This is a genomic window from Synergistaceae bacterium (assembly GCA_021372895.1).
In the GTDB taxonomy this organism is placed as follows: domain Bacteria; phylum Synergistota; class Synergistia; order Synergistales; family Synergistaceae; genus JAJFTP01.
In genome coordinates, this window is sequence record JAJFTP010000036.1 from 1 (window position 1) to 13,713 (window position 13,713).

11 protein-coding genes are annotated in these 13,713 nt (G+C 49.1%); 4 read left to right on the plus strand and 7 right to left on the minus strand.

The genetic code is table 11. The features are described 5' to 3' along the window. Positions 1–219 precede the first annotated feature (219 nt). Together LLF78_03540 and LLF78_03545 are read left to right on the plus strand one after the other, a co-directional pair. Positions 220–1,956, plus strand: coding sequence for a PEP/pyruvate-binding domain-containing protein (locus LLF78_03540; protein ID MCE5201571.1), 1,737 nt, complete (start codon positions 220–222; stop codon positions 1,954–1,956). Then, positions 1,953–3,692: a PEP/pyruvate-binding domain-containing protein gene (locus tag LLF78_03545; GenBank protein ID MCE5201572.1), complete on the plus strand. Its 1,740-nt coding sequence runs from the start codon at positions 1,953–1,955 to the stop codon at positions 3,690–3,692. The genes LLF78_03540 and LLF78_03545 overlap by 4 nt, the downstream gene beginning before the upstream one ends. Before the next feature lie 73 nt (positions 3,693–3,765). On the opposite strand, the gene LLF78_03550 is transcribed toward LLF78_03545, so the two are convergent. Both LLF78_03550 and LLF78_03555 read right to left on the minus strand, forming a co-directional pair. Next, the gene (locus LLF78_03550; protein MCE5201573.1) at positions 3,766–4,680 is read right to left on the minus strand and encodes a hypothetical protein; all 915 of its coding nucleotides are present in this window, start codon (positions 4,678–4,680) and stop codon (positions 3,766–3,768) included. A gap of 36 nt (positions 4,681–4,716) precedes the next feature. Then, the gene (locus LLF78_03555; GenBank protein ID MCE5201574.1) at positions 4,717–5,184 is read right to left on the minus strand and encodes a hypothetical protein; all 468 of its coding nucleotides are present in this window, start codon (positions 5,182–5,184) and stop codon (positions 4,717–4,719) included. A gap of 201 nt (positions 5,185–5,385) precedes the next feature. On the opposite strand from LLF78_03555, the gene LLF78_03560 reads away from it, so the two are divergent. After that, entirely contained in the window at positions 5,386–6,825 is a 1,440-nt protein-coding gene (locus LLF78_03560; protein ID MCE5201575.1) for a hypothetical protein, read from the plus strand. A 211-nt stretch (positions 6,826–7,036) separates the two neighbouring features. Here the strand turns inward: LLF78_03560 and LLF78_03565 are convergent, their stop codons facing one another. Together LLF78_03565 and LLF78_03570 are read right to left on the minus strand one after the other, a co-directional pair. After that, positions 7,037–8,935 carry a DUF2207 domain-containing protein gene (locus tag LLF78_03565; protein MCE5201576.1) on the minus strand — a complete coding sequence of 633 codons (1,899 nt, stop codon included), beginning with the start codon at positions 8,933–8,935 and terminating at the stop codon, positions 7,037–7,039. Positions 8,936–8,971: 36 nt separating this feature from the next. Next, complete coding sequence (locus LLF78_03570) at positions 8,972–9,523, minus strand: LemA family protein (protein MCE5201577.1); 552 nt, start codon at positions 9,521–9,523, stop codon at positions 8,972–8,974. Between the two features lie 127 nt (positions 9,524–9,650). Between LLF78_03570 and LLF78_03575 the strand changes: the two genes are divergently transcribed. Continuing rightward, a complete protein-coding gene (locus LLF78_03575) occupies positions 9,651–9,887 on the plus strand; it encodes a hypothetical protein (GenBank protein ID MCE5201578.1) in 237 nt (78 codons plus the stop codon). Positions 9,888–10,044: 157 nt separating this feature from the next. On the opposite strand, the gene LLF78_03580 is transcribed toward LLF78_03575, so the two are convergent. The 3 genes from LLF78_03580 to LLF78_03590 are packed head-to-tail and all read right to left on the minus strand — an operon-like array spanning position 10,045 to position 13,492. Continuing rightward, the gene (locus LLF78_03580) at positions 10,045–11,205 is read right to left on the minus strand and encodes an aminotransferase class V-fold PLP-dependent enzyme (protein MCE5201579.1); all 1,161 of its coding nucleotides are present in this window, start codon (positions 11,203–11,205) and stop codon (positions 10,045–10,047) included. Between the two features lie 10 nt (positions 11,206–11,215). Next, the gene (gene yedF / locus LLF78_03585) at positions 11,216–11,800 is read right to left on the minus strand and encodes a sulfurtransferase-like selenium metabolism protein YedF (GenBank protein MCE5201580.1); all 585 of its coding nucleotides are present in this window, start codon (positions 11,798–11,800) and stop codon (positions 11,216–11,218) included. A 36-nt stretch (positions 11,801–11,836) separates the two neighbouring features. Then, the gene (locus LLF78_03590) at positions 11,837–13,492 is read right to left on the minus strand and encodes a hypothetical protein (protein MCE5201581.1); all 1,656 of its coding nucleotides are present in this window, start codon (positions 13,490–13,492) and stop codon (positions 11,837–11,839) included. Positions 13,493–13,713 lie beyond the last annotated feature (221 nt).

Genomic DNA, 13,713 nt, shown 5'->3' on the forward strand with positions numbered 1-13,713 from the left:
TTCCTTAATATGGAGTACCTCGACGGGTACGGCTCAATTTCAGGCAACGGGCCCTATGTATGGGACAGGGACAGAGGATATATATACAAAGTATCTGACGACTCCCGCCGGGATGAGTTTATCCTCGACTGAATGACCGTCGGCTGTATATAGAGTTCTGCCGCAATAAACTAGACATCTGTCCTGACAGCCGGTCCTTTTACCTTTGGAGGTGGAACGATGGAGTACGGAGATTTTTACAGAAGCTTTGACCCAGTACCATATTATAGAGACCGCGGCTGGCTGATCGGAAGCGGTGCTGTCGGCGGCAAGGCAAAGGGGCTCAGTTTTGCACACACTATACTTGAAAATCATAAGCTGCTTGATGATGTCTTGCTGCCTCAGCAATCGTTTGTAATAACTACGTCTGTCTTTGAGGAATTCATGGAGATGAACCGCCTATGGGACAGGCTGCTGGCCCTGCGCGAGCACAGCGACGCTCCAATGCTATACAAAATTTGTCAGGATGCTGAATTGCCTGAATCCGCGGATGAAGGCATCGATCGCATCCTTGACACTATAGACAGACCTATATCCGTTCGTTCCTCATCTATACTTGAAGATAACGTGAATCTGTCCTTCGCCGGGAAATATGCGACAAAGTTCATTACGAACCGTGGAGAGCGTGCTCAGAGGCGTAAAGACCTCGAAACTGCCATAAAGAAAGTATATGCTTCAACATATAACCCGGCTGCAAGGGAGTACAAACGCAAACACGGTATACTCTGGGGCGGGGAACATATGGCAGTGCTTATTCAGCCAATAGCAGGCAGGCTTCGCGGACAGCGCTATTACCCTGAGTTCGCGGGAACGGCATTCTCACAGGTCTTCAGGCGTCCGTCTCCGAGAATAAAGAAAGAGGATGGCGTAGCAAGGCTCTGTTTCGGGCTCGGGACACGCACCGTGGACCGCTCTTTTGCCCGCACATTTTATCTCACAAATCCTAATCTGAGGCCGGAGGGCAACAGCCCTGCGGATATTATCGCCCATTCACAGGAAAAATTCGATTACATCGACATCGGTAATAATTCTTTTATGACCGGCTTACTCGGGAACTCCATACATGAGATCATAAAGGCGCACAAAATGGCACAATCATATATCCAGTGGTACGACGGGAGTATGTTCCACTGGCTGCTCGCCGACACAAGCAGCATGCACGCGCCAAGACCGGTATTTACATTGGCAGAGCTAATGCAGAGGTGTCCCCGCCTCTTCGATAGGATAAAACGCCTCCTGAAGCTTTTTGAACACGAGATCCAGCTTCCTGTTGATATGGAGTTCACCTACGAAACAGAGGACGACAGGTTTACCCTTGTACAGCTTCGCCCGCTTTCCGTCTATGACGACCGGGGACGCGTTGAAATACCTGATGTCGCTCCGGAGAAGATCATACTGCGCGGCGACCGTATGGTCGCTAACGGAAGACTTGAGAACGTGCACCATATAGTCTACGTAGATTCAGACATTTACTGTAATAATACTGACTTTTATGAGGTTGCCCGCGCAGTCGGCGAGATAAACAATCAGCTTGACGGAGAGAGGTATATACTCGTAGGGCCAGGAAGGTGGGGCAGTTCTAATCCGATCCTCGGGGTCCCGGTGCAATACAGCGAACTTTCAAACGCAGGCTGCCTCGTTGAGATCGGCACCCCCGATATGGGTATGGCGCCCGAGCTATCTTACGGCACTCATTTTTTTCTTGACCTTGATGGGGATAACATCCTATATCTTCCGATCTTCGAAGGAATGGGGAAAAACATCTACAACAGGGACTGGTTCCAGAAAAGCAAGTGGACTGCTTCGGTCCATCCGGCTGTAAGACATTACATCGGGAATTTTGACGTGCTTCTGGATGGAGACAGCGAGACAGGGGTAGTAATTGACAGATGGGATACGGAGGTCAAACAGTCATGATCAATCCCGATAAAGTCCAGGAAAGTTACTTCGCATGGAGGCCTCAGGACGATCCGGATTTTGCACCGATGATATACGGTTCCGGTACGATAGGAGGCAAGGGACGCTCTCTGCTTTTCGCGCTCAGAAAACTTCGGGACAGCGGTGATCCTATGCTCTCCGCAACAAAAATACCCAAATCAATATACTTCAGCGTGGATATTTTTCATCAGTTCCTCGAAGCTGTACCAAATTTCGAAACACTTATAGCGCAAAATGATCCGGAAAGGATTGAGAATGTTTTCCTGGCGACCCCGCTTCCAAAGATCGTATCCGAGGCTGTTCGGAGATTTCTCACCGAAATAAATGACCCTGTTGTAGTCCGCAGCAGCAGCAGGCTCGAAGATTCGACAAAACATTCGTTTGCGGGTAAGTATCTTTCAACGTTTTTGAGCAATAATTTCCCATCACTTGAGGAACGGGCACGCAGGGTCGAAGACGATATAAGAAAAATATATGCCAGGATCTATTTCCCCAAGGCGGTCGGCTATCGGAAGAAGCACGGGCTCGGCGACGATGACATGGGGATAATCCTTATACGCATGGCGGGCAGATGGCGTGGACAGTACTACTATCCAACTATGGCAGGAGTCGGTTATTCACAGAATTTCAGACGGTGGAACACACGAATAAAACAGGGGGACGGGGTCCTCCGAATTGTTTTCGGGCTGGGCACTATGAGTACAAAACGAGGCTATGCACGGACTGTATCGCTTACCAACCCGAACCTCAGACCCGAGGGACAGGACCCTGGAAAGATCGCGTCACACGCTCAGGAGACATTTCACGTAATAGACGCCGACCACCCTGATGAACTTACTGCTCTTGACATCAAGAAACAATGGCATCAACTTATATCCTTCCATCCTGATTTTGCCGCTTATGCGCAGCTCTACAGTTATGAAGACGGAGAAGGCATTTTTATGCCAATCATGAAAAACATGATAAAACTCGAGCACAACTCGAAAATATGCCTCACATTCGAAAACTTCCCCAGGATGTATCCACTATTCTTTGAGCGCATGAAGAAGACTCTCCGCCTGCTTGAAGATTCCATGGGAGTCCCTGCCGACATTGAATATGCTTATGAGCCGACAGAGGATTCTTTCTGTATCATCCAGTCACGCCCGTTCTGGTGCAAGACTTGTCTTGACTCCGGCATACCGGACCTGGGAGACAGACAGATACTTCTCCGTGCCGGCACAATGGTAACACCCGGTTGTCTGGAACACATATCAGCCATTGTTTACGTGGACCACAATCTTTACTATTCAAGCCCTGATTTTTATTCAGTGGCAAGGGGCATAGGTCATGTTAACGAGAGCCTAGCAGGCATACCCTACATTCTGGTCTCGCCCGGGCGGATCGGGTCGAGCAACCCTGCGCTCGGAGTCCCGGTCCAGTATGACGAGCTTACCAACTGCAGCTGCATCGTTGAGCTGGGCATCCAGAGACTTGGATTCATGCCCGAGCTCTCCTACGGGACACACTTTTTCTCTGATCTTGAAGTTGATAATGTTCTGTATATGCCTGTCTTTGATGGAGAACAGAAAAACATACTTAACAGGGATTGGTTTGAAAGTAAAAAATGGGAACAGGGACCAAACCCCGCGATCAGGATATACAGGGGTGATTTCTCCGCGTACATGGACGGTGAGACAAATCAGGGCGTTATAGTCGACAACTGTAATGAATAAAACCCCGCAGCGGGGGGCTCTGATGTGAGCCCCCCGTTTTTTGATCGGAGCAAGACTTTATCCGGCTATGTTATCAGCCAAGAAGGGTTTCGAGTATTTCGGCAGTTTCTCCAAGTGCGACAGCGTCAATTTCCTCAGGATCCTTTGCCTCTTCTTCCATCTCTGCGATACGTGCCCTCACCGCTTCAACATCCTCAAGAACACCTGCGGCCTCGTATCCCTCTTTGAGCACCTGCATCTCCTTCTCGTCATTCAGCCTGCCCGTGAGGTATCCGAGCAGAAATGTCGGTGCGCTGAGAGCAGCTAAACGTTTATCGGAGCTGCACCATGGGTCGGCCAGATATGTCGCGTAGCTGATGATATCTTCGAGATCTTCGTCTATATCATCTTCCATCTCCGGCATATCCCATATGTTTAGGACAAAAAACGGAACGTCCGGCGCGAGCGAGATAGCATAGTTCACTGCATCCCTTATCTCTCCCTGGTCTGCCTCCGTCTCTATCATTGCGATCGCGCGCGCGTGCTCTCCGACTACTGATTCAAGCGGGTCGGCATCAAGTGTCTCCAATATCTCACGGTACATCTGAAGGTCCAGCATGCAGCGGTAGAGGAGAGTACGGCTCGGAAAGGCACCTTCATCATCGAAATTGGCAAATTCGCGCGCCACTTCAAGAGCTGCCTCCGGTTCCCCCTCTGCAAGCAGGGCGTAACCGAGGTTCATCATTATTGTGCAGTAGACCTGCGCATCGCGGTCATCCTCCATCACCGGAGGCATCTCCTTTGCGTCGACTACCGCCCTGATATTGTCCAGTGCTTCGCGCAGCATGTCAAGGTTCTCAACGCAGTCCTCATACTCCATAGTCTCCCACACTGCAAGTTTTCCATAAGGGTTCTCCGGGTCCGCCTCAAGCAGCTGCTCCCCTATTTCGCGTATCTCCTCATTTGTCTCTGCCGCGTCCAGCTTCTCAATCAGTTGCTGAATGTTCATCTCAATAACCTCTCCTCGGTCTTTTATGTGTGTTTGTTATATGTGAGCAACAACCAACAATGCCATGCCGTTTGGCTGGAGCTTCATTATATAGCGATATTCTCCTGACGTGCAGCTCCGCTGGCGTCCGTCAAGCATGCTGCCGTATAAACCTATAGTCATAAGTTTTTCACGTGCTGTTTCGACAGTAATTTTAGCATGAAGCGCAATCATCACCTGTATGCAGATACTCTCAAATACATCCCCATCCTCAACCATGCCGTCTCTTGCATAATGCCGCTGATGTTCGTTTTCGTCGATGATATAGCTGACTGCGACGTTTTTCAGCTCTTCCGATTCCCTTGCCTCATTTATTATCAGCATCACAGCACTGTTATATTCTATAGCAAATTTTTTCTCAGACTTATGCTGCCTTTTGTATATTTGTGCGCTTGAAAGGCCATGGCTGACACGCGAACCTGCGTAGCCAAGTTTCTCCAGAAATTTTGAACTTGTTATACCCATTCCTTCAGAACAGAAAGCAGCTGAACAAATCGTGCAAAGGAGTAATATCAGAACAAAAATGGAAAATATTTTTTTCAGCGGTCAACACCTCGATCCAGCCAAAATGAAACGCGACAGTTGCATTATATAGCAATTTTGCCTAATATCTTCGTGTAATTTATGGTATCGTACTGTGAGTAATGAAAGGAGTCTTCTGAACTGATGAGATTTGGGAAAAATTATATCCTCAGACTATTTGCTGCACTTGCCTTTTCTTTGGTGATTTGCAACACAGCCTTTGCAGCCGACGGTGACATTCCGGTTGCTCTTAACTTAGATGACGGAAGGAATAATATTACGCTTGACACAGGTTTTTACAGAGGAGGAGATCTCTGGATCCCGGCTGATGCCGCGCGACAGATGGGAGTTCCTCTTATGAACGGACCGAATGGCAAGGGGTTTATCGTGAATCTACAGGACCCTGCAAATATATTCTGTGACCCACAGATCGGACTGCTCGCAGGGAACATGTTGCCTCTCTATTTCCCATCTCTGGTCGATAACGGAGTATCATATTTCAACATGACAGGAATGGAGCGTGTGACGGGCATTACGTCGGAGAGAGATAACCGGACAGTCACGTTCCGCAAGACTGTGGCCGGTGTAATACAGCCGAAACGATCAAAACCGTCAGATGCGATAAACGGAAAGTTTTCTCTCGTCTGGGCATACGTGACAAATGACAACCCCAGCCTCAGTAACGAACCCCGGATAGAAGGCCTTGACATTATATCCCCGACGTGGTTCAACCTGACCGACGGAAACGGCAGCATGGCAAACAGGGCATCCGCCGCTTACGTTGAAGAAGCTCACCGTAAGGGCTATCGTGTATGGGGGCTTGTCTCCAACGGATTCAGCAAAACCAATACAACGGCATTCTTCAGAAATGCAAGAGCAGTAAACCTCTTTATCGCACGCATACTGGCATATGCAAAGCTTTATAACCTTGACGGCATCAACATAGACTTTGAGGGCATGGACGTAAATGACAGGGAGGCCTTTGTGCGCTTTATTGCGCTGCTTGCACCGAAAATACGCTCACAGGGCCTGACATTATCCGTTGACGTTTTTATACCGGCAAACAGCAATACCTCTCGCAGCCACGACAGGGGGGCACTTTCAAGATACGTTGATTACGTCGTGCTGATGTCCTACGACCAGCACTGGCGTACATCCCCCACATCAGGCTCCGTGGCGTCTATGCCATGGGTCGAGCAGGCAGTTCAAAAAACTATTGCGGAGGGTGTCCCACCCGAGAAACTTGTGCTCGGCGTGCCGCTCTATATGAGGCGCTGGGAGGAGACACCCATAGGGGGAGGCAAAGTAAAGACAAAGGCATTCACTCTTACTATGTCTGAGTCCGACATGATCATTCAGTCAAGGAGGCTGTCGCCGATATGGATCAATAATCTCGGACAGTATTTTTATTCATATATCTTAAATGGAAAAACATACAAAGTCTGGGTCGAGGATGAGGAATCAATAGCACGCAAGCTGCTGCTCATCGATAAATACAGACTGGCCGGTGTTGCGGCCTGGCGCAAGGGACATGAAAAACCGGAAATATGGAATGTGATAAAAGAAATTCTAAAAAAAAGCTAAACGCAAATCAGACTTCAAAAAGAAAAACGCGCTTATGGCTCTGATATTACTGAAAAACCCTGAGGAGCAGCATGTGTGCATGGCAGAGAATAAACATATATAAATCGGCGGATCCTATAAAGCAGATCAGGATGGAGATCCGCCGACCATGCGGTAGACTATTGAGTTTTATTTACAGTTAAATGCCGTTGCATCATGCTGACGGCAGATGCTACCAGCCTCTGCCGCCGCCGCCGCCTCCTCCTCCTCCTACGAATCCTCCGCCGCCCATCCCGGAACTTCCTCCTGGAGCTGGTGCGGCAAGACTCTGTTTCATATGATCCTGAAGGTCTGAAGAAAAGTTCTGCAGCCCTGCTCCATACATAAAGATATACGGAGACGGGCCTGTGTACCATTGCGGACGGTACTGTGCGGATGTGAGGACTTTTTCAAATCTGTTGCCCCATGTCTTCGCGACATCGAGCGCCAAAGCATATGGCAACAGGAGCTCAAATAGCTGAGGAGTTTCCTCCGGCGGATTGAACATCTCAAGACGCTCTTTTTCAGCCGTATCCATGTAGAGCTTCAGGCCTTCTATATCGCTCAGCAGGTCACTGCCTTCCTTAGTCCTTGCGACCATAAGGGGCCTCATAACGGAGATCACAAGAGCGGCTGCAGCAAACATAAGAAACGTCAGCGGAGAAAGCCCTTCGTCTGTCAGTGCTATAGAAGCAACAGCTCCGATCAGTACCGGAGGGAAAATGCGCACGAGTAACTGCCTTACATTCTGACCACCGCTGTTTGCTGCCTTGCTGAGCCTCATGCCCAGAGCGATCATGATTACGCCGCATACGCCGGCAAGTACGACGTTTATCGGGTATTCTCCGCTGAATGGATAAAGCGCAGCAGTTCCGAGCGCATAGATAAGCACACCAACCAGCACCTTGTCAGTGTTTTTGGTGAAAAGAGTAGAGTTTCTTTTGCGGAAATTCCTTCCAAGGCTCGCCATAGCTCCTGAAAGCAGCGACCGGTTTGCCTGGGTAAGCTCTACCGTATCTATACTTCCCGGAAACAGCTGCATCATAAGCGCCTTTTCTTCCGGTTCTAAATTTTCCGGCTCGATATCTGTCTTGTGAAGGATATAATTGCCCTTTGTCGTTCCGAAGAAAGTTTTTGTCTCATCTTCTTCTTCTATCCCGAGCGCACCCTTGACAGCCAGACCAAGCACCGCGGATGTGAACGCGGTCTGGTCAAGCATCATGTCGCGCACATAGCGCAGAAATGCTGGGGAAGTGTTTTTGGGGGGGTAGAAGATAGGGATCACAGCCCTGCGTATCGGATCTTTGCCCCATTTTCTCCATGCATACCAGAACCAGCATAGCATAAGCGCAAGCGTAACAGTACCGACAATGCCCTGAGCCGTTTCGTTATCCTTTAACGGAGGCGGAGGAGGGGTGACCAGCCCTTTAGGCCATGTATACACGACAGTAAGCCCTTCACCAGGACCGAGTGCCCGTGTTGTAATCACACTGTTCCCGGAGGTCAGTTTTGCATTTTTTATGTCTCCCTTTGTCCCGGCCTCGCCAACATACCATTCTATGGTGTTGAACCCCTCGCCGAACGCCCTCCCGGGCAAAGCGACAGAGCAGGATGCTTCAATTATCGGGAATGTCCAGTCTGTTCCGGTCACGTTCCAGTACAGCTCGTCGTGATCCTCAAAGAAGCCTATCTGCCGCGTTGTTGTGTATTTTATCGTGAACGTATGGACCCCCGGAGCAATGATCCTGTCGGGATCCCCTATCCTGAGGTCAACGCTGCGCCCCGAACGTTTCGTCTGCCATGGCACCTCTGAGCCGTCGAGTCTGACGTCGGTCACATTGAAGCCGACCTCTACAGTCTTGTTCTTATCATCCCTATACTCTACAGGAAATGTCCGTATTATCCCACGCTGTATCTCGACATTTTCCACCTTTGCAACTATCGTCTCTGTGACCTCAAGCGAACTGTCCTGATTTATGCGGACATGAGCATCATATTTCTTCAGCACCTCATTGGCGGATGCGCAAGATGCTCCGGCAAAAAGCAGAAGCAACACCACAAACATGGGGATACTGCTAAAGACTTTTTTCATCTCTGACCTCCATAGCTGTCCAAAAATGGACTTTTTTTAAAACTTTATTTTCGGATTCTGTTTATCATCATCATCCGCCTCAAAGAATGGCGCCTCTGTAAAACCAAACTGTCTGGCAATAAGCACCGCCGGAAACTGCTGGATCGCCGTGTTCAGGTTGCGTACCGTGCCGTTGTAATAGCGGCGTGCCATCTGTATGTCGTTCTCGATGACCCCCAGCTGCTGCTGCAGCTCAAGGAAATTGGCATTCGCCTTGAGGTCAGGGTAACTTTCAGCTACCGCGAAAAGTGTACGCAGCGTTCCTGTGAGCGCATTCTCTGCCTTAAGCCTTTCCTCCGTATCGTCTCCGGCGCTTACAACAGCGGCCCGCGCGTTTGTTACGTTCTGCAGGGTATCCTTCTCATGCAGTGCATAGCCCTTTACAGTCTCGACAAGGTTCGGCACAAGATCCGAGCGCCTCTTAAGCTGGACATCTATGCCGCTCCAGCCCTCCTCCTTCATATTACGCAGCCTGACAAGCGCATTATAAGTCGTCATAAGCCATATAACCAGTATGGCAATTACCGCCAGAATGATCCATATTGTCATTGTCATTTTTATATTCCTCCCGTCTATTTTTTTTACACATAACACCCGGATTATACCTTTTTTGCTGCGATACTGTGATATCATTTATGCGTAGATTATTTCCGTTACTGTCCAAAGGAGGATGGATTTGAGATTAAGCACCGCCAAACTCATACAGACGATAGCCAAGCTCTTTTTCTCCATTTCGGTGCTGGGGCTCGCCGTCTTTTTTGTCTTATACAGCAAAGGCCGGATAGAGTTTAAGTACTTCTCTCTGCCGGTCATGGCATGTTTTGTAAGTATAACATGGCTGTCAATGTCCAAAATTGGAATAAAGATCATGGAACAGGAAGCAAAACATGATGAAAATAGGGAGAAGGAGTAATGATCGTTACTCTGGCAGATCAGGCAGGGCAGGTACGTACTGCAAAGGTCGGTTTCAGCTGGACTGTATTGTTCTTCGGGTTTCTGGTGCCGATATGCAGAGGAGATGCAAATTACGACTAAAATTAATACCCTGCTCGGAGGTATAACGTGCAAGGCTATTTTTCAGCCAGTTCTTCCAATGCCTCTATCGTGAGTTCTATGTCTTCCTCGCTGTTGAAATATCCGGGCGAAAGGCGCATCGCACCCTCCGGGAATGAGCCTAGTGTGCGATGGGCGAGAGGCGCACAGTGGAGTCCGGGGCGGGTCTCTATCCCGTATCTTTCTGACAGATCGCGCGCAAGGGAAGCATTGTCCTTACCGTCGATGTTTATGGAGAAAACAGGCAGCTTTTTATCGTCTTCGCGTGGGCCCAGTATGCAAAGCCCTTTTATTCTTGATATTCCATCTTCCAGTTTAGCTCCGAGTTTTTCCTCTTTTGCGCGGATATTATTCATACCAGTCTCTTCTATCCATTCAAGAGCAGCAAGCAATCCGGCAATTCCCGGAAGGTTCGGCGTTCCGGCCTCAAATTTATCCGGCATCTGTACCGGCTGGTACTCTTCGTGCGAAAAGCTTCCGGTGCCTCCTTCTATAAGCGGCTTGCAATTTTCCGCAAATTCGGGTTTCCATATTATACCTCCGGTGCCCTGCGGTCCAAATAGCCCCTTATGCCCTGTGAAACAGAGAGCCGACAACCCAAGCGCCTCAGTATCAATAGGGATTATTCCGGCAGTTTGCGCACTGTCAATGACAAGCGGGACATTTCGTTTTCTGCATACATCCGCAATTGCTTCGATATCCTGAAGCGAACCACTGACATTGCTGCAGTGGGATATAATGGCAAGGTCAGCACCTCCGTCGAGAGAATGGTCCAGCGCCTCCGGATCAAGGTAACCGCGCATGCTGCACCGTACGATCTCGAGATGGACCCCGGCCGCTTCTGCCGAACGCAGTGGGCGTAAGACGGCATTGTGTTCCATGGAAGAGGTGACGACCCTCATTCCGGGTCTGAGGATCCCCTTAAGAATGATGTTTATGGATTCTGTTACATTGGATGTGAGCGTGACATACTTTGCGTTGCTCTTTTCATATCCGCAGAAAAAAGATGCCAGCATAGAACGGCAGGTGAATACGCTGTCAAGGCTGTCTATGTCACGCCTGGAGGCAGAACCCCTGGAGAGGTTAGCTCCGTGCTCTGTGATAAAGCCATACATGGCAGAGGCTACTGCATGCGGCTTCGGCCATGTTGTCGCAGCATTGTTAAGATATATCGACATATTTTATATGTCAGCCTATCACTATTGGTTTCGGAGTGCCAAAGACTGCCTCCGTTATCTCGAACATGTTGGAGATAACCCCAACCTCTATCAGGTCTGTTATTCCAAAATGTTTCGTGCAGGTCCCGCAGACTAAAATCAGCGTGCCTCTGTCCGCAAGCTCAGTCAGCATGCTTAAGGCCGATGACTCCCTGATCGCCATCTTAACGCCATTATTCATCAGCGCTATTACAACAGGCGGGATGTCCTTCTTGACCAAAGTACCCAGGTAGGCCTTCATAAGAACTTCCCCCAGGCCTCCAGACTCGGCTCCGATCATGTCAGACGTAAACAGGATGCTGTAGGCGCCGGATTTTTTCTGCTCAGCGGCCGGTTCTTTTTCCAGCTTGGCTTCAAGTAATATTGTGCTGTCGCCGTCCTCGCGCTTGACCGTGTAGCCCTGTCCCTGTAAATATCTGGTCACATTTGAAGCTGCGATTTCATTATCGACCCAGACGGAGATCTCAGGACAGCCCTTCTCCACAATTTCCTTAGTCTTCATTACAGGTTTAGGGCATTCAAGCCCTCTTGCGTCAACTACATTCATCCGGTACATCCTTTCCTTTCTCCTGACACTTACGCTTGCTGGACCTTAGCCTTCGTGCAGCATTTTGATAAACGCTTCCACAAGACGCGGATCAAAACGACTGCCAGCCTGTGCCCGGATTTTGGATTCGACCTCTTCCGCGGTCGGCATCTTGCGTCCCGGCCAAGACCTCGTTAATTCGTTCCATTCATTCACTATGGCATATATCCTTGCTGAGAGCGGGATGGCGCTTCCATCGATGCCATGCGGGAACCCGCTGCCGTCCCAGTTCTCATTCCATCTGTAAGGTATCTGTGTCACGGAGCTTAACAGTTCGACGGATTCAAGATAATCCTTTGATATTATCGGATATTTGCGATATTCCCTTTGCTCCTGCGGAGTGAGCGGCGTGGTTTTGTTGCGGATCGCGAATGGTATGCCGAGAAGCCCTATACGGCTGAACAGCGCTCCTATGTATGCGTAAAAACACTCCTCATCGTCCATCCCCATCCTTTTGCAGAATTTTTCAGTCATGCTCGCAGCACGCGGCAAAGAGTTACGGAATTTTTCATCACCCGGAGAGAACGCAGTCGCAATGTCCTCAAGCGTCTTGTAACAAAGGCTGTTGCCCGCCTCGGCAAAACGCTGGTAGACCATAAGGCTGATGCTGTCAAATTTATTTTTACTCTCCTGTTTGAAATCGTGATACGCGATCACATCATTCAGTACCCTCTGCAGGCTCGTTATCTCGTCATTCTTAGAGTCGACCGTCAATAGGCTCTTCGGCCCCGTCTCATCACGTATGACTTCGATCTCTTTGTGTAGGCGGCGGATCCTGTTGCTGATCGAGGACTTAAACATTAAGTCCGCCAATAAACAGAGCAAGATAGCAAACCCTGCAAATAGCAGGAACATCTTCTGCAGTTTACGCTCTGTCGCAGATAGGTCCTCTTTCGGCGAAATACCTACCACCCAGAATAGAGGAGCGCTTTTGTGGTCTCTCACCAGCATACGCCCGACGATCGATCTGTCTTTACTTTCGCTGTCTCTTAAGATTATCAGCGGCAGATCCTTGACATTCTTCTCATCTTCTGTGACAGGTTCAATAGCAAAATTAAAACGCAAATTCCGGGAAATATCCTGAATAAGACGCGGGGTAATGGCACGGGTCACGATCAGGTAACCAGCGACAGGCCCCTCCTTGTCCGATGTCAGTATCGGCTTGACTGTGAAGAGTATCGGCTGTTCGTCCTTCATAACCATACCGCTTACGCCGTCAGCACCTATTTCATTAAGAAAATCGCCGTAGTGCGGATTATTAAATATCGCCTTAAACTCACTTGCAGGCGATGATGGTTCATGATCTTCGCTGAAGTCCTTAAAAAGCCGAACAACACCATCGTTGTCGACAAATATCATTGATGAGATGCCTATATCAGTGAGCACGTCCCTGTTAAGCACGGACTCGGCATAGCCCGGGTAGCGACCGTGCATATAGTTCCATGTCACATCGGAATAAGCCCAGTTGCCTGCAATTGCGGCAAGCGTTTTTGCCTCCCCGTTTAAAGAGACAACCGCCCGTGACAGATTCAAGGAAATCCGTTCGCGATCCGCCTCTTCGGCTGATCTTCGCAGAAAGTTCGTAAACGTGAGATCAAGCAGAAGAAGCATGATAAGAAACATTGCTCCGATTACAACCGTGTTCTTTCTGCGCAGTGTCATTGGCACCCCTCCTGAGAGAAATCCGAGCCCTCTATATTGTAGCAGATGTGCGGGGAATCAACGAACTTTTCTGATTAATCAACTCAAACTTCGCACATAAATAACGTGCACAGCACCTTGACAATCCAATAATCGGCGAACGTTAAGAATATTATTTTTAGTCATTTCACGCACATCTGAGCAGCTTGTTCTTCAGCATCTCAGGCAATGCTTCAATGAAT

Bases quoted from the DNA above. Each gene is read 5' to 3' on its own strand.
- LLF78_03570 (MCE5201577.1), bottom strand. From the start codon at position 9,523: ATGACAATATGGATCATTCTGGCGGTAATTGCCATACTGGTTATATGG.
- LLF78_03540 (MCE5201571.1), top strand. From the start codon at position 220: ATGGAGTACGGAGATTTTTACAGAAGCTTTGACCCAGTACCATATTAT.
- LLF78_03565 (MCE5201576.1), bottom strand. From the start codon at position 8,935: ATGAAAAAAGTCTTTAGCAGTATCCCCATGTTTGTGGTGTTGCTTCTG.
- LLF78_03545 (MCE5201572.1), top strand. From the start codon at position 1,953: ATGATCAATCCCGATAAAGTCCAGGAAAGTTACTTCGCATGGAGGCCT.
- LLF78_03550 (MCE5201573.1), bottom strand. From the start codon at position 4,680: ATGAACATTCAGCAACTGATTGAGAAGCTGGACGCGGCAGAGACAAAT.
- yedF (MCE5201580.1), bottom strand. From the start codon at position 11,800: ATGTACCGGATGAATGTAGTTGACGCAAGAGGGCTTGAATGCCCTAAA.
- LLF78_03555 (MCE5201574.1), bottom strand. From the start codon at position 5,184: ATGGGTATAACAAGTTCAAAATTTCTGGAGAAACTTGGCTACGCAGGT.
- LLF78_03560 (MCE5201575.1), top strand. From the start codon at position 5,386: ATGAGATTTGGGAAAAATTATATCCTCAGACTATTTGCTGCACTTGCC.
- LLF78_03580 (MCE5201579.1), bottom strand. From the start codon at position 11,205: ATGTCGATATATCTTAACAATGCTGCGACAACATGGCCGAAGCCGCAT.
- LLF78_03590 (MCE5201581.1), bottom strand. From the start codon at position 13,492: ATGACACTGCGCAGAAAGAACACGGTTGTAATCGGAGCAATGTTTCTT.